A 20,290-nucleotide genomic window follows, 5' to 3' on the forward strand; every position below is an offset into this window, starting at 1 on the left:
TCGCGGCGGGATCGTGCCAAGGGTGGAGCCCCGCGTAACGAATCAGGGCTGACTCGCACATAGAACCAAGGAGAGAAACGTGGCCTAGGGGGACAGCCAATGACACAACTGTCGTGCCGGAACGATCATTGCCTGGAGGGGTGGATTTGGAAGCAAGTGGGCGAGTTCCCTGATGGGCCGTGCCCGGAATGCTCGGACGAGGAACCCCCTCCGGAACCAAGCGCGCAGCCCGCTCTTGGCCGGCGTCGTCGGGCCCTGCGTCAACCCCGTTAGGCCGGTACCGCCGTCGTCGTGGCTTTCCGCGCTATCAGCGCGACGCCCGCCGCCGAGGCAACAAAGACCGCTCCCAGGATCGCCCAACCCAGCGTGCCATGTTCGACGACGGTAGCGGTCACCACGAGCGGTGCGAGCATCGCCCCCAGGGCGGATCCCATGCCGAACATCCCTTGGTAAGCGCCGGCTTGGAGTGGGTTGGCGAGTTCGAAGCTCAGCCCCCACGCTCCGGCTTGCGAAAGGATTTCCGCCAACGAGTGCAGGAGTGCGGCGCTGCACAGGAGAATGATGGCCGCGACGGCCGGCACGCCGCCCGCCATAGCGTAGAGTGCGCAGGCGATGGCCATCAGCAGGCCACCGACCAGCACGATCTTTCCTGCACGGCGGGGCTGTTCGGTTCCGCGGGAGAGCGGCACTTGCAGCAGGACGACACACGCAGTGTTGATCACAAGGACAACGGAAATCAGAACATCCGGTGCGCTGGTGTCCTGTGATATCCACAGCGGAACGCCCATTTCGGCGAGCCCGAACTGCATGCCAAAAATACCTGAGAGCACGGTCAGCAGTATGTACCGGCGGTCCCGGAAGGGGGAGATTCCCCGCTTCGGAGCAGGGTTGGACGGATCGTGGCGCGGTGCGTCAACGCGGCCGGGCAGGCGGCGGAGGTGCAGCGCACTCAGGATGTAGACCACGCCGGCGCTGATCATCATTCCGCGGAACGCGGCTGCAGTTCCTGCCAGCAATGCGAGTCCAGCGATCATGCCGCCCAGCGCGATGCCCACGTTGGTGACTGTGCGGAGGACCGCCCGCGCATTCACCCGGTTGGGGCCCTCGAATGCCCGGGCGATGATCGCTGAGCGCGTGGCATTGGCGCCCCGGTCCACGCCTACAGTGATGCAGGCAATCACGACGGCGGTGCTGAAGTTCCCCGCGAACGTATAGCTTGCGATCGCGAGACCCTGGACGGCGACCATCCCCACCAGGAGCCGACGAGCGGAGAAGCGGTCAGCCAGTCGACCGCCGACATACGACGTCGCGACGCCGACCCCGCTGGAAACCGAGAGGATGACGGCGATCTCCATGGCGCTCAACCCGACGAAGCGGTTGAAGTACAGGACAGTAAGGGTGAGGAAGATGCCGCGCCCCACTGTAGACACGAGAATGGCGGAAGCGAGGATCTTGAGGGTGGGATCGGAGAGCGCTGCGCGGAGGGTGCGCTGCGGAGCGGGGACGGTTTCGGCGGGGGATTTAGTCACGTACACAGTTCTGCCAGTCGCTGAGGGCAGGCGGTATTGATGTAGCGTTGTGCTTCATGTTGAAGTACGTGTTGTCTGACACCGATCTAGGCGGCGTCCGCTTCGGCATCTCGCCTCTGTGCGAACTCGGGCTTTCACTAAGGGCTGTTCGCGATCCCAGCCAGTATCCGCTTCAGTTGCCTTGGCTGCGTCGGTCGGAGGGGGCCCGTTCGCGCCTGGACCTGGACGGTTTGCTGGCCTTGGTGGATGACCGGCTGTGGACGCCCGACTTCCTGAACCCCCGGCCAGCGTCCCCTCTCACCCGGATCGATGACGAATTCGCGGCACTGGAGCGAATCTCAGCCGAGCAGTTTCATGGCGACCTGATCAGGGTGCATGGTGCAGTTCCCGCGGTCTTCGCCGGACCGGCGCGACCAGCCGTTCGGCGAATGGTCCGTATCCTCCAGGAATTTTGGGACACCTGCTTCGCGCCGCATTGGCTGCGTATGCGCACCATCCTGGAGGCGGACATCGTCTACCGCGGCCGTCAGATCGCGCAGGGCGGGCTGTTCACGATGCTCAACGATTTGTCCGGTGCCGTGGAATTCGATGGCCGCATCATTTCCGTAAGGCTGAAGAATCCGGCGTCGCGGACCGAGAAGACCGACGGCTTGGGACTGACGCTTGTGCCCACCATGTTCACCCGCAGGGCCTCCGCCCCGGTGAACCATGGCGACCCGCCGATGCTGATGTACCCGGCCCGAGGGCAAGGGGCCATGTGGGAGGCCGAGCAGGTTCGGAACCCCGCCGCTGTTGTAGCGCTGCTCGGCGAGGTCCGGACCAGCTTGCTGACTGCGCTTGCTGCTCCTGCCTCCTCCACCGAGCTTGGAGTGCGCTTTGGTGTCACCACGTCCGCAATCAATCAACACCTCAGGGTGCTCAGGGACGCTGGACTGGTGACATCCACACGCTACGGCCGCAGCGTGCTCTACTTCAGAAGCGAGTTGGGCGCGGCGTTGCTGTTGGGGTGACCGTCTTGGTGAGCCGGCGGTATGAGGCGAGTCCCGCCGTCGAGCGGTTAGTCCTTGCGCAGACTGTACGTGCTCACCACGTTGCCCTTGCTGGTCGCGTACTGGTCCTCCAGCGCAAGCCGGTGCAGCGGGTCGCCGTCCTCGAAGAGTCGCCGCCCGCTTCCCGCCACTACCGGGTGGGTCATGAGGGTGAGCTCGTCGAGCACGCCCGCGAACAGCAGTTGGCGAACCAGGGAGATGCTGCCGCAGACGGCGATCTCGCCGCCGTCGCGGCTCTTTAGGTCGGTGACGAACTGCTCCACGTCGCCCTCGATCAGTTGCGAGTTCTCCCATTCCAAGGGCTCGGACAGAGTGCGGGATGCGACGAACTTCTCCACCGGATTGATGAAAGCCGCGAAGTCCTCGTCCCGGGAAGCGTTCGGCCAGTAGCCGGCCCACTCCTGGTAACTGACGCGACCCAGGATCACGGTGTCAACCGTGTTAATCATCTTGGTCAGTCCCGTGCCAAGCCCGTCGTCGAAGCTGTCGAACTGGAACTTGAACGGGTCCTGAACCACGCCGTCTACTGAGTGGAACAGGCCGGCGGTGACTTTGCGCAAGGGGTCCTCCTGCTAGGCGGCGCGGCTGGTTGTCTGAAGTTCGCGTGACGGCAGGGCGGTCACATTGCCGGGTGCGGCAGGAAGGCGGACGGGCAACTCGTGGAGCTCGGCGAATACCTGGAGCTGCTGCAACGCGTCCGCATCAACCATCGCTTCCGTCAGGTCCATCTCGACGCCCAGGCCGCCGCCCAAGCTCCTGGTGCGTTGCACTACCGGGTACAGGCCCTGAAGGCTCAGGGTGGTGACGCGACCGGTCGCGGCGATCTGGATCTGTTCGCCGTCCACGTCGACACGAACAACTACGGAGAGTTTGTCGCTGGACAATGAGTTGCCTTTCATCAGGTTGCTGCCACGCTGCAGCGCCCCCCAGCGTAGACGTCGAGTGTGACGTGCGCAACATTGCGACGGCGGGAATGCTGCGGGTGCCTGTTTCGCAGGTTGGGCGGGTGGAACCGACTACCAGCCGGGCCACTGTGTACGCAGCCTGGATGTGGGTTCGTGGGCCACGATCCAGCTGTTCCGGAAGTTGTCTTTGCGACAGGTGTTGGAAGGGGATGATTTGGGACAAGTTACGGGGGCAATGTCACGCGGATGCTGGACGGGGATTTCAGCAGCCCCGACGGCGCCTTAATGAATGCCCAAAGCCGCCTGGACGGCATGGTGCGACGGTAGGAATGCTGCAAACGACCCCAAATCCGCAAATGGGCGGTGTCCCACCAGGAGTGTCCCAGTTCCAAAGAAGTGGGATAGCGACCGGGGACGACCACCACATCGATCGACCGGGGTTCCTTATGCGAAAGTAAATGCACCATCTACCTGGGGGAGACTGACCATGCCGGCCGTGCCCGATGACCTGCGAAGAAAATTCCAGAACTGGGACGCGAAGGGGCGTCCAACACAGGAGGCCTTCGAGTGGGAGAAGCGGAACTGGCAAAGATACCTCGGCGGCAAGAGAATCTTGGAATCACTCCCAAATCCCATTGACCGCGCTGGCGTTCTGGAGGCATTCAAGCAAGTCGCTGACCCTGATTCGGCTCTCGACGCCTACGTCGCCAGCTACCTCTGGGGTTATGCCCAGGCCAACTTTGGCCCTTACCGGGCAGAACGCGTCATCCGCTTGAATACCGACCTGGAAAACGGTCAGAACTTCGCCGCCGACCTACACGAGCTCGCCGAGAAAGCCATGACTAGTGGCGGGAATGCAGCTTTCGAGCACATCGTGAAGAGACGGCAGGCCAACAGGAAGTTCTTCGACCAGTGGGGACCCGCCTTCGCGACAAAGTACATCAGCTTCGCTACTAAGGCCTCCAGCCGCGTCGCCACCACCCCGATTCTGGACAGCATCGTCGCGAAATGGTTCAGTGAACACTGCAAGGAGATCGGGCCTCTGTGGCTCAACTGGAACAGTGCCGGTAGTTATCGCCGGTACACGGCGTGTATGGCCCAATGGGCAGCCGAGCTCGGCATTGAAGCCGAGCAGGTAGAACAACTGATCTTCAGAAGGGACTGAGCGACAATGGGCTTTCACGTTTCTACTGGTGCCCATTCTGGCTACGGCCGTCACCTATCGAGCCGGACGTCGTCATCGCCGGCCTTCGAGTTTAGGCCAACACCGTTCCAGCAAGTGAGCTCGACTGAGGACCATAGGGCCAAATGGTAGATCGCTTGGTTGGGCATCAGGAGAGATTGCTGGACGGACATGGGGGCCTGACGCTTGCCAATTTGTGGCCTGCTGGCCACGTTGTTGCTGCCGTTGTCGGGCTAAACCCCGCGCCTAAGAGCGTTGAGGCGGGCCACTATTATCAGGGTCCGGCAGGGCAACGTCAGTTGGTGCGGTTGGCTGAAGTCGGCCTGTTCGATCCGGCTGACGCGCCATTTCTGGATGACGCTGCATTGCAGCGTGGAATAGCTTTCACGGACATTGTGAAGGTTCCGACCCTGGGGGAGAAGCAGGTCAAAGCCGGGCGGATTCGTGAGGGGCTGCCTTTGCTTGAGGCCTCGTTGGCGGCTCGAGACGTTCACTTGGTCATTGGGGTGTTCCGACATCCGGTCCATGCACTACTCGGCTTGAGAAAATCGAAGCCGGGCTTGCAGGAGAAAACGACGAGTTGGGGTGCACGCGTGTTTCGGATGCCTGGGCCGTACGCAAAGGCCGATGAAGCAAGAAGGGTCTTGACCGAATTGGGCAACGTGTTCAGGGAGGGTACGAAGTAGTCGACCGCTCCTTCGCTAACCATATGCGACCGTCCACAGGTTACGGCGGGCATTTTCCTAAGGCGCCTAGGGCGCCCGGAAGCGACTGAGGACCGGGCCTAGACCGAAGCTGCCTTGCGTGTCAGATACACGTCCTAGTATCTGAATCATGACCTTTACGTACACCTCCACCCATCTGGCAGATATCGCTGAGAGCATTCCGGCCCGCGCCCACGACGCCGGCATTTTGTTCGTGCCTGGCGCAAAGGTTGAGGGTGAGAGCCATATAGCCCTCAGTGGCAGCGACCTCAATGTCGATGAAGCCGTCCGGGTGGCAGCCAAGGTCGGGGCGGTATTCGTCAGTTCTAGTGCTTCCACCTTCGAAGTGCAGAACTACCTAGACGAGCTTGTCGATGACCAGGAAAATTTGTCCGCTCGGGCCAAGAAGCTGATTGAAGCTGCTCGGCAGTACAACGGACAGCACCAAAGTGTGACGGTAGTCTGGGCCGCCCAGGGGCTGCTTTATGAATGGCACGCTGGTGCTGATTGGCTGGTTCCCTTCCTCAATGAGTTACACGAAGCGGTTGAGGAATCAGAGGAAGAATCCAATGAAGCCCAGCGGGAACGCCTGACCGAGTACTACACGAATATCCAAACGGCGGCGACAGTTCTGGCTGAATCCCACAAATACCGCGGCGAACAAGTGGGCAAGCGTCGGCACCTGATGGCAACTGTCATCGCCGAAGCTGGAATGGACGAGATCGACGACATGACTTTGTCCCACCGCGTCATGCCCGAAGCTAACAGGATCATAAATGCCAAGGTTTACGAGTTTGAGCAGGACTTCCGAGCTCGCAAGGAGGAGATAACCGACGAACTTAGGAACTACCCCGCATGGCAGGTGGTCTACTCCAAAGCGGAGCGAAAGGCTGCGGCCATGAAATTCCTGACCAAGAAAGCCGACGGCCATCGGCTAAGCACGGATTTGGCCGTCGAGATCAGCGAGGCTGCAGCGAACCCTGTGTACGTATCGCGCTACTGATTGCGTGCGGCCTGCAGCTGCACGCCGGCCGTAATAGAGGCCGGCCAAAAAGGATGGCTCCGTACCGCCTGGCACACTTGAGGGCTGAGGAAATCTCCTACCGCCGCCGAACTAGTGTGCTTAGAGGACTCGAATGGAAGATCTTGGTCCGAGCGCTCCCCCTTCTGATACTTCAGCTGGACGGTATCGGTCGAAAGAAAGAACTTCCCGCCGGGGAGGAAACGGCAGGGCTTTCTGTCGCCTGCTTAGCCTTATCCGCAACGTTCACTTCATGAGCCGACAAAACCCGATTCAAAGTTGTCGTGATTTCTTCCTTGTCGAAGGCTACGTAGGAATATTGAATATCCACCACCACCGCTGAACTCGCCTGGTAGGAAACCCCCGGGCTAGACAGAAGGTCCTTATCTGCCTCCAGAGTTCCATCTTCGACTTCAACTCTGTAGACAACGCCACCTCCAGCTGGCGACGAGGCGGAGGCAGGGTCTGTCCACATCCCGGCGTAAGCTCTGGCTAGCTTTACGTCCGTGGTCATGTAGACCTTGTCGAGTTGTTGAGCTATCTTTCCGAAACCTAGCTCCAAACTGGCGGCCAATGCCTGGGACTTCACCCTGGTCTCGGTTGGAGGCAGGACTCTGTCTCCGACTTTGAGGCCAGGGGCGCCGCCGTGGAAAAGATATAAATTCGTCATGGAGCTCCCTAACCCAGCTGGAGAAAAATTTAGATCCACCTTCGCACAGGCCAATCAAGACTGGCGTAGGAAGGGCCGCAGATTGCGCGTCACGCCACGCATCGAGTAGAGGGGGTTCCAACGGAAGTTTCCCGGTTCCAAGGAAGTGGGACGGCTAACCGTGTAGCGTTTAGGGCACCTTCACCGGGCATTTTTGCGGGCGGGTCTTACGGGAATCCCGTAGCGCTGGAACGGCGGCGACGTAGATGCACGTCAGATGCGGCCGGTGGGGGACCGGCTTACGAGCACGCCCAAATGCGCCTTTTCCTGTGGCGACTGATGTATTTTCAGCCAAGGATCAACAACCGTGACTCTGATCAGGCGACCAAAAGGATCGACACCATGCGTATGCCAGCACCAAACGACCTCGCCCAAGCGCCGCTATGGGAGATCTACATCATCGCTCAGACTGTGGCGGCCATGCGCGGTCAGATCCCTAAACACGCACTCGCGGTCGGTGTGGAGATCCACGGCGTCAAGATCAAGCTGCGGTTCCAACTGTCGAGGGTCACTGACGAAGACAAAACTGACATGGAGGACATTCTCAGTGAGCTTGAGGCCTACGTCGGGCAAGACGTGGAGGTGGACTCCGTCTCGAAATTCGAAAGGAACGTCGAGTTCTACCGGATGGAACAGACAATGTGTACTCAGTTTTCCTCTCCCGGATTGACGAGACACCATATGAGTAACCCACAAAGCCGCCTTCGGAAGCTGCGCCGAAATTGCGCCGCCGCAGCTCATCGGCAGAACAGTCCGTCTGCCCCGCTAGCCGATCGGCTAGCGGGCACAAAAATAGGCCGCCGCTTGCACCGTAGAATCGCGATGTGGACGACATGAAGCCCTTGTTAATGCGGGAAGCAATTGCGCTAGAGCGCCCAGGGGCTCTTTCCGCATCGCGTGAAGCGTTGCTTGAACGCTGGCGTTCCCTTCCTCCGGACAAAGGAACCGCACTCAGGCTTGCGTTTATCGAGTGGTGGTCTTGCAGTGAACCGGACTTTCTGACCGGCCTACCTGATTACGACTACGACGCGTCTTTGTTCCCCGAGCTGGCTGCCTTCCTCACTTCGGCGGAGGAGATTGACACTACGGTTCGGTTTGTTCTGGGTTGGATGTCGAAGTCATTCCCTTGGTGTTGTGGGTGCGGTCCGACGCCGTGGGAGTCTGTTGGGGAGAAGCTGTGGTCAGAGTTCGAGACAAGCGGCGACCTGGACCTACCCGAGTTCTCGGACGATAGCCAGTATGGCGTCTACTTCACCCACATCTATGCCTCCAGCCAGCAGAAACGGTTGGCCGACAGTGGCGATTAGCGCCCTTAGAGGATCCCTTAGCGAACTTCAGGGGTGGCCAGTGTCATGTCCACCTAATGCCGAATACAGGGTCTGCGACGATGGTCGCATGCGTGTATGGCTTACGGACTGGCAAATTGCGGAAGATCACCTGCTCGTTAGAGTGGGTGACCCCGTGGATTGGACAGTGTATCGGGCTGACCGGGATTGGGTTTGGCGATTGTTCGGTGATCGTCTGGTCATCGATTGGCAGTTCGATTCGTACGGCGATGCGGTGGATCAACCTTCGCGTCGGGTGTCGGGAGAAGTAGCTGAGCTGTGCAGCGTGCGCTGTTGTCAGACCCGGACACGCGAAGGCCTCGTACCTGTGACTGGCGAGGCAACCCTGGAGCCGGTAGCCGACACATCCGGTTCATGGATGCGTGATACCGCTCATGAGGAAAGCGTCGCCAACACCGGCACTGGCCAGATCATGTACACATTCTCGTACACAGGTCCCTTCGACAGAGGCGAAACCGACTATCTCTACGGCTATGTCCTATCACTTGCATACTGCGACGAAGGGAATAGCGCCAGCGAATCGACGAGACAGTGACAACGCACCAATTCCCAATAGTGCACCAGCGTCCCGCTTGAGGATCGGTTTAGGGGCGCATCGCGGCATTGTAGGCTCTGTGACTGGGCCCATAATGCCATGGTTAGATCTTGTAGAAACTGCGGAGGTGCAGCGTGGACGAGCTTGATGAAGTGGAATTTCTGGAAGGTCTCCCGCCATTAGTACGCGCTTCCCGAACTGGAGACCTTGGCGAGGTCAGTTCACTGCTTGCCCAGGGCGTTTCCCCTGCTGCGGCCGAATCCGATGGATGGTCCGCGCTGCACGCCGCTGCATCGCGAAACCATACTGAGATCATTCGGGTACTGCTCGAAGCGGGATGTCCAGTCGACGTCATGGACGATTCCGGTTTCACCCCATTGCTCAACGCCGCTGGCCCAGGGAACACCGAGACAATCAGTCGCCTCCTTGCCGCGGGAGCCGACCCTAACGTCAGGGAATACCGACTGCTTCAAACGCCCTTGTTACGTGCAGCCGACTACGGAAATGCCGAAGTCGCACAGCTGCTCATTGATGCAGGAGCGCGCATCGACGACAAGTCCCGCGGGGCAACGGCTCTGATGACGGCGGCGGAGTCCTCGGACGGGATGGAAACCGTAAGAGTCCTTCTGCAGGCCGGAGCAGATCCTCGAATAACGGACGACGGAAGTGACGAAAAATTCGTAGGCATGACCGCAGCTGACTACGCGCGTCGTATGGGCAACACTTTGATCGCGGACTTCATCGATGCCTGGAAATGAAAGTGCGCCGACAGGGCATCCTGGCAGTATCCGAACCCAGCTGGCCCTGCCCCCCGAGAAGTTCCATGCCCGGTGAAGGATCCCCAACCGGACACTTATAGCGTCCGCTGGACCACTCGCTAGGGGTGCTCCTACAAGGCCAAAGCCTATACAGATGGGGCATCTCCGTCGTGGCTGTGTGACAAACTTTGAGCCATGGGATCGGATGATTGGTACACGAGTTCAACATGGTCCGATGAGGATCAGGAAATCTTCTCTGCAAAGATCAAGAGGGCGCGCTACCGCAAGTGGGGATACATGGTCACGAAGGGTGAAGCGCTCCTTCGTTCCGCTGACGCATCTCTCTTTCCAGTGGGCGAGGGATTGATTCGGGAAGCGATTGAGGGGAATCCCGACAAGTTCTTTCTGGCCGGGTACTACGAAACGCTCGGGGCGTTCTATGCCCGGGCCGGCCGAAAGGACGATGCCATCGAACACTTTCGTACGGCAATAGCATCCCGGACTCCGCAGTTCGGCACCCGCCTAACAGAATTAGATCTGGCAACGGGGTTGCTCAGCAGGCAGCGCCCGGAGGACATCGAGGAGGCTGGAGAGGTGTTAGCTAGCCAGCCTTGCCAGGACATCCTCATGAACGTTGATCGCTTTCGCTGGGAGTTCCTCATGGCAACCCTGAAGCTCCTCCAAGGACGCGCTGCTGAAGCCGTTGATCACGCGGAGCAGGCGCTGGCCATAGCGGGGCTCTCAAATCCCCAGTTCCCTCGCCACCCGACCGTAGGGGTGGTCAATGCCCCTGCTGATTGGTTAGAGGGTCTACGCAACATCATCTCGGAGGCAGAGTCAGTGAGCGTCGGCAAATCGCTGACGCACGCTGACTGGATACCCAAGCGACGAAGCTGACCCGGCGCCCCTTGCGTGATCCGAATCCAAGCTCCTTGCAGCCGCAGAAGGCGACGAGGGCCGCCCGGTAAAGGATCCTTTACCGGGCGCTTTGAAGCGTCCGGAGAGCCACCGACTTACGAACCGGGAGCGCCTGTTGGTCCAACCCTGAGCCAGTGCTGCTCCCAGCGGTTAGTGAACCTTGAAATGGTCAATAACCATACTCGCGAAAGTCTTGATGAACACTCCATCTTCACCTCTGGCCCACCGCTTCTCGACTGCGTCGAGAGGGTACACAAGGAAATTGTTTCGATCAGAATGAACGGCCAGTTCCCGCCCCTTTGAATCCTCGGCGACAACCCATCGAAGAGGAGATACACGGACGAGGAGCTCTCCTAGAGCAACACCAGCGGCGTTTCCGTACAACTCAGCGTCCATCTGCCCGTCCGACGCCTGCCACGTGGCCAGCGCAGTCTCGTAGAAATTGGCAACGCTTTCCGGATCCTCAAGATCCACACCAGAACCTTCAGCAATGTTCACGTAGGCGGCTAGAAACTCCTCATACTCCGAAGTCAGCTCCGAAAAAACCGGCTGCTCATGTTCATCGGCGTTGACCACAGTCTTCTTCCAGTTAAACAAACCCATACCCAAAGCAAACCATCATCCCGCCCCTACCGGCTAAACCTGCCTCACGGCCACGGCCACTGCCCCAGACGCACCAAGCAAGTTCGCCAAACCCGCAGAGGGCCGCCCAACACTGTTAGGTCCCGACGATTGAGTGTCCCGGATCAGGATCCCTCAACGGACGAACATATTCGGCTTGAGCTAGATTCACTTGGGAGTCCGTTGGGTCTTCTGCCGGAGGGTTTCTTTGTGGCTGTCGGGAGAGGGGGGCTACACACTTCCTGTTTCACTTGGTAGCCATTCAGGGTGGGCTGTTTCCAAGGCTTCTCGTGCTTCGAGCGTGGGGGCGATGATGTCTACTCCGCCGTCATAGGGCGCATAGACCCAGGTCATAGCGGGGTCGGTGACGATGAATTTCGCGACGTCCTCGGCAGCTTGTTCGAGAAGGCCAGTGAGTTGTCCGACCGTGTCGTATGACGAGACCCAGAAGTAAGTTTCGGGGGCTTTCTGCCCGGGAACGTCGCCGTGGAGGTGGGTGTCCAAATGAACCCTCCAGGGCCATGAGCCGGGCATGTGCTTCTTTGTCCAGCCGCTGTGGATGTCGTTTGTGTCGTAGTCCTGGCCGATGACTCGGATTCGGGTTGAACCCGAGATGGCCAGCAAGTCATTGAGAAGAGTTTGGTGGCGGTGCAGCACCTCGTCCCGCTCTTCGCTATTTTCGGCGTAACGCTTGGCCCGTGGCAGGCTGTGGAACCTGAGCCACAGACCGGGCTCGTGGTCCCTGAGGCTGCTTCCACTGGGTTCGCAACCTGGCCATGCGGACTCCCACTGGTCTGTGAGTTCCTTCGCCCGCGGGCTGTTCTCGCCGTTTTTGAAGTTCCCGCCTTGGCGCCATAAGCGGCGCCAGTGGCTGACAAAGATCCACTTGATGCTGTATCCGCGCAAGACTCGATGAAGGAAGAGCGTCTTCACTCTCAACAGCATCGTTTCCCTCTTCTTGTTCTCGTCGGTCATTACCGGATCATCACACATTCGTGCCGCTGAATACGAAACGCTAGCTTCCCGCTGGACGGGGAGCGCTGAGTCACCTCGACGGTGTCCGGTAAGGGATCCCTCACCGGACACCGTTCGAAACTGTCATCAAAACGGCCGCCAGCAACGTTCACCAGAGTGTGGATACGATGGTATTTCAACAAAAGCCTGAGGGGGCAGCGCCATCAAAAACCGCACATTTACATTAGTTACAGCCACACTCACAGCCGGGCTCCTTTTGAGCAGCTGTTCAGACTCTGGCAGCCTGAAGGTTTTGGAACGAACACCAACCTCGACGGATGAGCTTCCTGGAGAGGTCAAACTCCACGACGTGAAGCTGGACAAGGTACTCCTTGTTGCAGAGGCCAACGGGAAGAAGTACTTCGTAGGGCAGGGCAATGAAGGGCCGCATGCTTGCATCATCACGGTCCCTACTGATGGATCTGGTTGGTACGCCGGATGCACTGACGCGACAAAAGGTGAGCTGGTCAGGGCCAGCGGCCCCGACCAGGAGTCTTCAATCCTGGTCGCTGACGGTTACAACACCAAGGAACTGGAATCCAGCGGCTGGACGAAGATTCACGAGAACGTCCTCGTTTCTGACGGCTAAACAGCCAAATGATGCCAGCCGAATTCAAGGGCCCATCGGGTCGGATGCTGCGCCCGGTAATGGATCCTCAAACGGGCGTTCCATGGCCTAAAGCTCAGAGTGGCCATCCCAACGGTCAGCTCTTAAGGGCTAGCACCTCGAGGAGCGCCATGGTGCTAACACCGTTCGCGGCAGTCCACCAGCAGACCGGGTATCCGTCTTCTACATAGTGACGGTTAGGTAGATTCCTCTCTCCGGAAGGGACGAAGCGGGTTAGGAATCCAGGATGTTCTGGGGCTTTGAGGATTTCGACGATTCCGAGGGTGTCTATAAACGAGATGCGCTCATCCTTGTTTCCAGGGAGCATCTTGAGTGCTTGGGCCAGCTGGGTTGGGGTCGTCGAAGGCGGGCAGCTCTGAATGAAAGCGAAGATCTCGCGGCCAAGTGTCTGGTCGGCCTCGGACGGCTTGAGCTTTGGCGCTCGTTCGAATTGTTCTAGGTCGAAGGCGATGTAGCCAATATCTAGTTTCCTTACTCCTCCCCATTTGAATCGTTCAAAGTTGAGGATGTTCAGGTCCGCACTGGATTGGGCGGCGGCGTCGCACACCAGGCAGCGAGACTGTGCAGCAGTCACCTCATAGTGATGGTCGGGCAACGATCTCGCGATGATATAGGAACTCAACGCAGATCGAAGATCCAGTCGGCGGCTCGTTAGGCTAGCCAGAAAACCATCGCGAACCTCGCTGAGAGTAAGGCGTTGCGCTGCAGCTCGTGCCCGCGCTACCCAATGATCGTGACTTCTGAGACGGTCGTTCGCGAACATGATGCCGGCAGACTTCATCTTCTCGAACGTTGCTTCGTCAGGTAGAGCCGGGGTCTGGTGCCAGCCAGTCGGGGACCAATATGCCTTCATGAGCACGCGGAGATTGGATGGAGAACAGTCGTAAGTCCCGGGTTTGGTCACACAGACCATGATGACAGCTAGAAAATTGGGCTCTTATGTCGTCCCACTAAAGGATCCCCTTACGTGGCTGAGTCGTGCACCAAATAGCGCTGCGAAAGACCGCTATTTACGGCCGAAAAACACATCTCTAAAGGATCTGCTGGACGACACCGTGCCCGATGTGCCTTCCATACCAAAGCTCAAAGGATTGCCCCTCCGTGGCGTATATGCGTGCTTCATCTGCCCAGAAGTCGACTCTTGCTCCCAGGACTTCTTCCCCTGGGCGGAGGGAGCCGACGGTAGGCGTTTCGATTCTTGCTCCTAGTTGTGCTTTGCCGTCTTGATCTTTGAACTCAAATATCAGCGAGCGTGTCCCAGAAGGTAGCGGCTCTCTTAAACCCCCTTCAGCAGTGGGATTCAGGGATAGGTCCGCCAAAATGCAGTGTCCGTTACTCAATGCCATCCGATCAACAGTAGGTTCCGAAATGCCGAGCAGGAAGGATCACGACCCATGCCCGGTAAAGGATCCCCTTACGGGCACCCGCGCGGCATCGAACGGTAGCAGAGAAGTCTTGGTTGACAATCAAATCCGGGGTTGGGAGTGTGCCTGTCAATGAGGTCCCACTTCCAAGGAAGTGGAACACCGAAACCACGGCAGGGCAGCGAGGTCTGCGTAGCGTGATTCCTAGCGAGCAGGAAGGCGCGAGTACATGTACATGTCCTTGCGCTGGCCGCCAATCTCTAGCCAGCTCCTCATCGTCCCTTCCCGTACGAACCCGCTGCGCTCGGCTGCGCGCCAGGAGCCCTCATTCCAAGGCTCGACGTAGAGTTCCAATCGATGAATCCCGGGTTGCGCAAGACCCCAGGCGGCGAGGGCACCTAAAGCAGAGGAAGCAGCTCCCTTCCCCCGATGACTTGGCGCCACCCAATAGCCAATGCTCGCCCGGCCTTGGCTGAGGTTCTTCAGCCACAGCCCGATTTGGCCAACCGCCTGATCAGAGGAGGAATCAGCAATAGCGAAGGAGTACCCGGTGCCATCAACTAAGCGTTGGTGCTGTCTTTCGATGAAGGCCAGAGCTGCCTGGCGTGAACCGCTGGCGGGGACCGTCGTGATGGCAGGAATTGGTGGATCGCTCGAGGCTTCCTGGACCACAGGAACATCGGCTGCCGTAAATGGGCGGAGCCTGTAAGGGGGCGCAACGAGTACAGGCTGCTCCAGAGGATTCATCCTCAGACTCTACGCGGAGCCCCCGGGCAGCGGGGGAGATACCGAAACTGCCACCGTCCCACGTCCAAGGAAGTGGGACGGCAGTTTCCTTCGAACCTCATCGACGCGACGACCGTGTCTCGAAACATTTAGCGCGCTACGTATGGGTCGAATTCGCCGCCATTTCGCGACCGGAGGTCCGTGGACTGCATCGAGACCTCAGCGGACAAGTGGGCCGACTACGCAGAACGTCCTTGAACCGGCGCTTGGTACCGAGCATCGCTCGGGTCACAAGGCTTCAACAGGAGCGGTGTGCCAGCAAGGGGAGCAAGGCGTCGTCGACGATTCGCTCGAAGTCGGCGCGGTCGATGGGGTGGCCGGTGATGTGGGGCAGGCCGGTCAGGAGCCCGATGACGACGGCTAGCTCGATGGACGCTTTCGGCCATTCAGTGTCGGTCTGTTCCTGGACGGCTACTTTCATCGCTGCTGCGGTGGCGTCAATGAACCGAATGCGTAACGCTTCGACTAGTTCGGCTTGGTCGATGCCGGTACTCAGGAGGGCGCTGATGATGCGCTGGCGGCGAGGGTCCATGCATCCCGAGGCCGCAATGATGCCCTCTACGAGGTCATCACGGACATTTCCCGTGGCCGCGGGGGCGCTGGCGAAGGTGATCGTATCGACCGCGTCAGCCAGTAGATCCGCGAGGTTCCCCCAGCGACGGTAGACGGTGGATTTGCTAACGCCGGCGCGAGCCGCGATCGCTTCCATACTGACTGCTCCGCGCCCCTGCTCGCTAACGAGATCGAGGGCGGCGTCGAGAATTTTCGTATCGCGCCCGAGGTCGCGGGTGCGGCCAACGTTGCCGGCAGGGCGCTGGCGCAGCGGGGCGATGGGATCGACAGTCATGGTGTTCTCCAGATTACAGGGATGTCGGGCAGGCGTCCGGGATTGTGCCTTGACGATACTCTACCGTTTCGATACGATATCGTTTCGATACGATATAGTATCAAATGTTCGCGCACTTCGGAGGTGTGCACTGGGCAGACCGTAGAACAGCACCGGCACCGATCAATCAGATTGAGTGCCCGTTCAAACTATGAGAGAAGAAGTGCAATGACTGAAAACAAGAAGGTCCTGGTAACCGGGGCCACGGGGATGCAGGGTGGTGCCGTTGTTCAGGCGCTCCTGCGCGGTGGCCACTCCGTGACGGGGTTCGTGCGCAATCCTGACTCAGCGCCCGCCCGGGCGCTTGCGCAGCAGGGCGTCGAATTGGCGATCGGAAACCTCGAGGACCTGGCGTCCTTGGAGGCAGCCAGCGCAGGGCATGATGCGGTGTTTTCCGTGCAGTTGTTCGGCGCCGACCCGGCCGATTTGGACTCTGAGCAGCGCCAGGCCCGCAACATCGCAACGGCAGCCAAACGAGCCGACGTCGCCCAACTTATCCACACGTCCGTGTCTGGCACCGGGTGGCGTAGCCGCTACCCGGATTACCGGCAGCACGAGCTGTTTCGGGCGTACTGGGACAACAAAGAGGCAGCCGAAGATGCGGTACGTCAGTCAGGCATCGACCGCTGGACCATCTTCAAACCCGCTTGGTACATGGATAACGTGCTCCCCGGAAAACGCCTCGACATGTTCCCCGATCTGCCCAAGGGAAAGCTCGTGACGGCAACAGGGCCGCAGACCGCGTTGGCTCTGATTAATGCGGAGGACCTCGGCGCCGCCGTCGCGGCCGCCGTCGCCGACTCCGACACCTTCCACGAAGTCGAAATCGAATTCGCCGGCGACGTGCTCACCTTTCCAGAGATCGCAGACACCATCTCCGCGGCCGCTAACCGACAGATCACCGCCGTCTTCCACGCCCCTGAGGAGTGGGAGCAGGTCACCGGGACGCCCTACGCCGATGGTCGACACTGGGACGACGTTGTCGGCTACCCGGCCCGCCCTCACCACGCCGCCCACTACGGGCTGAGCACCACGACCCTCAAATCGGCCACACGACAGGACTGGCGGCTCCCGGCCGCAGAAAGCGAGGAGCTGTGAAAGCCCTCGGATTCACCGAGTTTGGAAGCCGCGACGTCATGCGTGTGCTGGAACTACCCGAGCCGCACGCGTGACCAGGCCAAGTACGAATCAAGGTCGTTGCGGCCCCCGTCCACCCGGCCGACGTCAACATTCGATCCGGTATCTCGGCTAAATACAGCCCGGAAATGAACCCGCCATCGGACGTGTACGTCGTCGGATGGGAGATAGCCGGCACGATCGACGAAGTTGGAACGGGAGTCCGGCCAGAATTGACCCCCGGCGCCGAGGCGATCGCGATCACCGAGCCCAAACTAGACCTTGGCGGCCAGGCGCAGTACGTGCTCGCACCGGCCGAGTCAGTCGTTCTCGCGCCGCAGGGAGTGGACCTGACGACAGCCTCTACACTGCTCATGGCCGCCATTACTGCACTGATGGCAGTGGAAGCGCTCGACCTTACCCCAGGAGCAACGATCGCCGTAACCGGCGCAGCAGGTGGGATCGGCGGTTACGCCATCCAGTTGGCCAAGGCGGCCGGGCTGACCGTCATCGCAGATGCGGCAGATAAGGACCGTGACCTGGTCGAGAGCCTGGGCGCCGATCACGTGCTCCCTCGCGGGGACGGGTTCCCCGCCGCTGTCCGCGAGATCCGGCCTGACGGCGTTGCCGGAATTGTCGACGCCGGATCGGTAGGCGATGCTGTCGCGCCGGCAGTTCGCGATGGGGGCGCGATCTCGACTGTTAAGGGCTTCACCGGCGACACCGGCCGGGGCGTGCGCTGGTTACCTGTCTTCATCTACGACCGAATGCAGGACACCGCGGCTCTGACACGGCTACGCGACCTTGCAGAGTCCGGCACCCTTACGCTCCGCGTCGCCGGGACATACCCGATCGAGCAAGTCGCAGAAGCACATCGAGTCATCGAAGAAGGCGGCGTGCGAGGACGGCCCGTGTTGGTGTTCTAACCAACACGGCTTTAACTCGAAACCGATCGGCTATGACCTGCATGACGTCATCCCCGCACGAGGAGCTCACATAGGTGCCAGAACTGCCGTCCAAGCAACTGCCCGGTATCAAGATCCGGAACGGGTTTTGAAATGAACAGGGGTTTAGACACCTCTTGGACGAGGTGGGAAGCATCCAAGAGACGGCCGGATTCCACTGCACGTAAGCCGAACCCCTTGCGGGCTGAGACAAATAGCGCCGTCAGAAAGCCGCCATTTACCGTCGAAAGTCACAGATGGGAGAGTGGCCCATTCATGCTGTCCCACTTCTAAGGAAGTGGGACGGCTAACCGTGTAGCGTTTAGGGCACCTTCACCGGGCATTTTTGCGGGCGGGTCTTACGGGAATCCCGTAGCGCTGGAACGGTGGCGGCGTCGATACACGTCAGATGCGGCCGGTGGGGACCGGCTTAGGGGCGGGTCGATACGTTTGTGGACGGCCTGCGGGGGACGTTGACGGACGGGCGTTCCCATCGCTACATACGCACCCCACTTCAGTCGACGTGTTGCTAATGTGGCGAGGTGCCCACTCGCGTTGAACAGTTCCTCTCCCACCTCGATGGCCTAACTGGCGGGATCGAGCCGCGGTTTTTCCCGGTCGAACCGAGTCGTCCCGGCGTACCGAGCGTGACGGTAATTGTCTATGACGACATTCCCGAATCCGGGTTGCTCACCGGCATCACCTACGGCGTCAGCCTGGCCGACCATCCCCTTTGGCGATTCGGTAAGCCCGAGCTCTGTATCTGCGTGAAATCCGAGGACATCCGCTGGGCTCTTGCCATTGGACACATCGGAGAGGTCCAACGTGGAGACAACCCATTCCGCTACGGCGACACGATCAACTTCGGCGAAAGGATCGCGCCCGACTCCGAAATGACCTCATTCGTCATCTTTGCACCCGCGGTCATGGACCATTCGGACTACGCCGGAATTGACTTAGGAGAGGTTCTGCCAATCAACATCTGCGGCTTGTACCCGATCCACGACTCCGAACGCCGTTACATCCACGACCACGGACTCGAGGCCTTTTGGAAGCTCGACTGGGACCCTTACGATGTCAAGCGGCCGTCCGCCGTCTGACATACCCTCAAGACTCGTACGCGCTGGGCCGATCAGGCTAATGACCACGACCCACAAACGACCGGCCTACTTCGGCGCCCGTAAGCATCGGTCCCTCACCGGGCCAAGCTCAAACCGGTTTGGCTGCCTCGCAAGACACATGCCTTATAGAATTCGGCCGTGATTGAAACACTTGCCGCCCAGATCGCGTCCTATCTTGACGATCCAGACATCATGCTGTTGCCGGATCACCCAGAGAAAGAGGTGAGAGCAAACACTTGGGCGTACTCTGTGGCTCCTTTGCCCCGTTCTTCTGCCGTAGATCTTGCTGCCGCGCTCGATGAAGTCGTCAATGGACTGCGGAACCGATTCAAAGCCGCTCCACATAGTGGAACTTTCTACGCTTGGTATGACGAGCCGGCTGGCCAACTGCGTTGTTCACTGACCTCGCAAAGCCGGTTGCCCTTTGGAGGCAGAATCCGTACGACCAATGATTCAGCCCTAGTCTAGACCGGATACTCTCAGACCAGACTCCTGGATTCATCAGCTTCGATAGGCTGCGAGAAGTCCCCTTTGCCGCCCCCTCCAAGCAAGAGACCGAGAATGACGATTTACTCGTATGGGCTGTCCTTCTATGAATAGCCGGCGGAACGGCGCTCAAGCCAATCCCTCACCGGGACAGCTCTGAGGGTTGTTGTTGCGTTCAGTGAGCCAACGCAGACATTCGCTGACGGGTAATAATCAGACAGTGATCCAACTAGAATTTTGGCCGGACTATGGCGCAGGCCCACTGTGGGAGCAAGGAAAACCTGGGGATCTGCGATCTCTGGGGCTCCCTCGCGAGCTCTCAGAGCAGCTCATGTCTTGGAACTTTCAGTTCGAAGAAGACAAAGTCCCACTTTCGGGCCCAGGCGACGCCGGCTGGGTTGCAGAGGGAGTACGCCTTCTGCGCGAGGTTCGCCTTGCGCTGGGAGCTGGCTACAGCGTCGTAGTCACTGAGCCTTGGTGGGGAGAGGCTCCAGTCTGAGATTGCGTGCATTGCTCGCACAAATTCAGCGCATGCAACGATCAGGGAACGACGGCCTCTGCTCCCGGTCCCGACTGTCCGATCAACGACCGGCTTACGGGCATGGAATACGGGGGATCAGTCCGCGCATTGACGTCACTTACCGAGTAGTTGAGCGCAGACGAAATG

Annotated in this window: 24 protein-coding genes and 1 pseudogene; 15 read left to right on the forward strand and 10 right to left on the reverse strand. The window is 59.7% G+C overall.

Annotated elements, in window-relative coordinates; all coding sequences use genetic code 11:
- Positions 1 to 269 precede the first annotated feature (269 nt).
- Entirely contained in the window at positions 270 to 1,529 is a 1,260-nt protein-coding gene (locus tag FQP90_RS07275; protein ID WP_244296564.1) for an MFS transporter, read from the reverse strand.
- 56 nt (positions 1,530 to 1,585) lie between these two features.
- Between FQP90_RS07275 and FQP90_RS07280 the strand changes: the two genes are divergently transcribed.
- Positions 1,586 to 2,539 (forward strand): ArsR/SmtB family transcription factor, encoded by a 954-nt coding sequence (locus tag FQP90_RS07280; protein ID WP_144649050.1) that lies wholly within the window; start codon positions 1,586 to 1,588, stop codon positions 2,537 to 2,539.
- Positions 2,540 to 2,586: 47 nt separating this feature from the next.
- Here the strand turns inward: FQP90_RS07280 and FQP90_RS07285 are convergent, their stop codons facing one another.
- Both FQP90_RS07285 and FQP90_RS07290 read right to left on the reverse strand, forming a co-directional pair.
- Positions 2,587 to 3,138, reverse strand: a complete 552-nt coding sequence (locus tag FQP90_RS07285) for a dihydrofolate reductase family protein (RefSeq protein WP_144649051.1) — start codon at positions 3,136 to 3,138, stop codon at positions 2,587 to 2,589.
- Between the two features lie 12 nt (positions 3,139 to 3,150).
- On the reverse strand, positions 3,151 to 3,477 hold the full coding sequence (locus FQP90_RS07290) for a hypothetical protein (protein WP_144649052.1): 327 nt from the start codon (positions 3,475 to 3,477) through the stop codon (positions 3,151 to 3,153).
- 493 nt (positions 3,478 to 3,970) lie between these two features.
- Here FQP90_RS07290 and FQP90_RS07295 point away from each other — a divergent pair, with 493 nt between their 5' ends.
- The 3 genes from FQP90_RS07295 (at position 3,971) to FQP90_RS07305 (ending at position 6,373) form a co-directional block, all read left to right on the forward strand.
- On the forward strand, positions 3,971 to 4,648 hold the full coding sequence (locus FQP90_RS07295; RefSeq protein WP_144649053.1) for an 8-oxoguanine DNA glycosylase OGG fold protein: 678 nt from the start codon (positions 3,971 to 3,973) through the stop codon (positions 4,646 to 4,648).
- Positions 4,649 to 4,791: 143 nt separating this feature from the next.
- Complete coding sequence (locus FQP90_RS07300; protein WP_144649054.1) at positions 4,792 to 5,352, forward strand: uracil-DNA glycosylase family protein; 561 nt, start codon at positions 4,792 to 4,794, stop codon at positions 5,350 to 5,352.
- A gap of 148 nt (positions 5,353 to 5,500) precedes the next feature.
- Positions 5,501 to 6,373: a hypothetical protein gene (locus FQP90_RS07305; RefSeq protein ID WP_144649055.1), complete on the forward strand. Its 873-nt coding sequence runs from the start codon at positions 5,501 to 5,503 to the stop codon at positions 6,371 to 6,373.
- A 172-nt stretch (positions 6,374 to 6,545) separates the two neighbouring features.
- Here the strand turns inward: FQP90_RS07305 and FQP90_RS07310 are convergent, their stop codons facing one another.
- Positions 6,546 to 7,061, reverse strand: coding sequence for a hypothetical protein (locus tag FQP90_RS07310; RefSeq protein WP_144649056.1), 516 nt, complete (start codon positions 7,059 to 7,061; stop codon positions 6,546 to 6,548).
- A gap of 294 nt (positions 7,062 to 7,355) precedes the next feature.
- Between FQP90_RS07310 and FQP90_RS07315 the strand changes: the two genes are divergently transcribed.
- The 5 genes from FQP90_RS07315 (at position 7,356) to FQP90_RS07335 (ending at position 10,636) form a co-directional block, all read left to right on the forward strand.
- Complete coding sequence (locus FQP90_RS07315; protein ID WP_144649057.1) at positions 7,356 to 7,937, forward strand: hypothetical protein; 582 nt, start codon at positions 7,356 to 7,358, stop codon at positions 7,935 to 7,937.
- Positions 7,925 to 8,407: a hypothetical protein gene (locus FQP90_RS07320; RefSeq protein ID WP_144649058.1), complete on the forward strand. Its 483-nt coding sequence runs from the start codon at positions 7,925 to 7,927 to the stop codon at positions 8,405 to 8,407. Before FQP90_RS07315 ends, FQP90_RS07320 begins: the two co-directional genes overlap by 13 nt.
- 88 nt (positions 8,408 to 8,495) lie before the next feature.
- Positions 8,496 to 8,981, forward strand: a complete 486-nt coding sequence (locus FQP90_RS07325) for a DUF6578 domain-containing protein (RefSeq protein WP_144649059.1) — start codon at positions 8,496 to 8,498, stop codon at positions 8,979 to 8,981.
- A gap of 134 nt (positions 8,982 to 9,115) precedes the next feature.
- Entirely contained in the window at positions 9,116 to 9,739 is a 624-nt protein-coding gene (locus FQP90_RS07330; protein WP_167510427.1) for an ankyrin repeat domain-containing protein, read from the forward strand.
- Positions 9,740 to 9,934: 195 nt separating this feature from the next.
- Entirely contained in the window at positions 9,935 to 10,636 is a 702-nt protein-coding gene (locus FQP90_RS07335; RefSeq protein WP_144649061.1) for a tetratricopeptide repeat protein, read from the forward strand.
- 171 nt (positions 10,637 to 10,807) lie between these two features.
- Here FQP90_RS07335 and FQP90_RS07340 read toward each other — a convergent pair whose 3' ends face one another.
- Positions 10,808 to 11,260 carry a DUF3806 domain-containing protein gene (locus FQP90_RS07340; RefSeq protein WP_144649062.1) on the reverse strand — a complete coding sequence of 151 codons (453 nt, stop codon included), beginning with the start codon at positions 11,258 to 11,260 and terminating at the stop codon, positions 10,808 to 10,810.
- 249 nt (positions 11,261 to 11,509) lie between these two features.
- A complete protein-coding gene (locus FQP90_RS07345; protein WP_144649063.1) occupies positions 11,510 to 12,253 on the reverse strand; it encodes a DUF3885 domain-containing protein in 744 nt (247 codons plus the stop codon).
- Positions 12,254 to 12,545: 292 nt separating this feature from the next.
- Between FQP90_RS07345 and FQP90_RS07350 the strand changes: the two genes are divergently transcribed.
- Positions 12,546 to 12,881 (forward strand): hypothetical protein, encoded by a 336-nt coding sequence (locus FQP90_RS07350; RefSeq protein WP_244296568.1) that lies wholly within the window; start codon positions 12,546 to 12,548, stop codon positions 12,879 to 12,881.
- Between the two features lie 115 nt (positions 12,882 to 12,996).
- Here the strand turns inward: FQP90_RS07350 and FQP90_RS07355 are convergent, their stop codons facing one another.
- The 3 genes from FQP90_RS07355 to FQP90_RS07365 all read right to left on the reverse strand — a co-directional run bounded on the left by FQP90_RS07355 (position 12,997) and on the right by FQP90_RS07365 (position 15,917).
- On the reverse strand, positions 12,997 to 13,779 hold the full coding sequence (locus tag FQP90_RS07355; RefSeq protein WP_144649065.1) for a hypothetical protein: 783 nt from the start codon (positions 13,777 to 13,779) through the stop codon (positions 12,997 to 12,999).
- Positions 13,780 to 14,488: 709 nt separating this feature from the next.
- Complete coding sequence (locus tag FQP90_RS07360) at positions 14,489 to 15,031, reverse strand: GNAT family N-acetyltransferase (RefSeq protein WP_144649066.1); 543 nt, start codon at positions 15,029 to 15,031, stop codon at positions 14,489 to 14,491.
- Positions 15,032 to 15,308: 277 nt separating this feature from the next.
- The gene (locus tag FQP90_RS07365) at positions 15,309 to 15,917 is read right to left on the reverse strand and encodes a TetR/AcrR family transcriptional regulator (protein WP_144649067.1); all 609 of its coding nucleotides are present in this window, start codon (positions 15,915 to 15,917) and stop codon (positions 15,309 to 15,311) included.
- Between the two features lie 207 nt (positions 15,918 to 16,124).
- Here FQP90_RS07365 and FQP90_RS07370 point away from each other — a divergent pair, with 207 nt between their 5' ends.
- From FQP90_RS07370 to FQP90_RS07385, 5 genes and pseudogenes are all read left to right on the forward strand, one after another.
- On the forward strand, positions 16,125 to 17,054 hold the full coding sequence (locus FQP90_RS07370; RefSeq protein ID WP_167510428.1) for an NmrA family NAD(P)-binding protein: 930 nt from the start codon (positions 16,125 to 16,127) through the stop codon (positions 17,052 to 17,054).
- An 86-nt stretch (positions 17,055 to 17,140) separates the two neighbouring features.
- Positions 17,141 to 17,398 (forward strand): annotated as a pseudogene (locus FQP90_RS23985) (alcohol dehydrogenase catalytic domain-containing protein); the annotation flags it as partial.
- Between the two features lie 18 nt (positions 17,399 to 17,416).
- Positions 17,417 to 17,998: a zinc-binding dehydrogenase gene (locus tag FQP90_RS07375; RefSeq protein ID WP_439898638.1), complete on the forward strand. Its 582-nt coding sequence runs from the start codon at positions 17,417 to 17,419 to the stop codon at positions 17,996 to 17,998.
- Between the two features lie 560 nt (positions 17,999 to 18,558).
- Positions 18,559 to 19,116: a suppressor of fused domain protein gene (locus FQP90_RS07380; RefSeq protein ID WP_144649069.1), complete on the forward strand. Its 558-nt coding sequence runs from the start codon at positions 18,559 to 18,561 to the stop codon at positions 19,114 to 19,116.
- Between the two features lie 159 nt (positions 19,117 to 19,275).
- Positions 19,276 to 19,605: a hypothetical protein gene (locus tag FQP90_RS07385; RefSeq protein ID WP_144649070.1), complete on the forward strand. Its 330-nt coding sequence runs from the start codon at positions 19,276 to 19,278 to the stop codon at positions 19,603 to 19,605.
- Between the two features lie 337 nt (positions 19,606 to 19,942).
- On the opposite strand, the gene FQP90_RS07390 is transcribed toward FQP90_RS07385, so the two are convergent.
- Positions 19,943 to 20,134, reverse strand: coding sequence for a hypothetical protein (locus FQP90_RS07390; protein ID WP_144649071.1), 192 nt, complete (start codon positions 20,132 to 20,134; stop codon positions 19,943 to 19,945).
- Positions 20,135 to 20,290: the final 156 nt, after the last annotated feature.

This window comes from Paenarthrobacter nitroguajacolicus (genome assembly GCF_007786235.1).
GTDB lineage: Bacteria > Actinomycetota > Actinomycetes > Actinomycetales > Micrococcaceae > Arthrobacter > Arthrobacter nitroguajacolicus_A.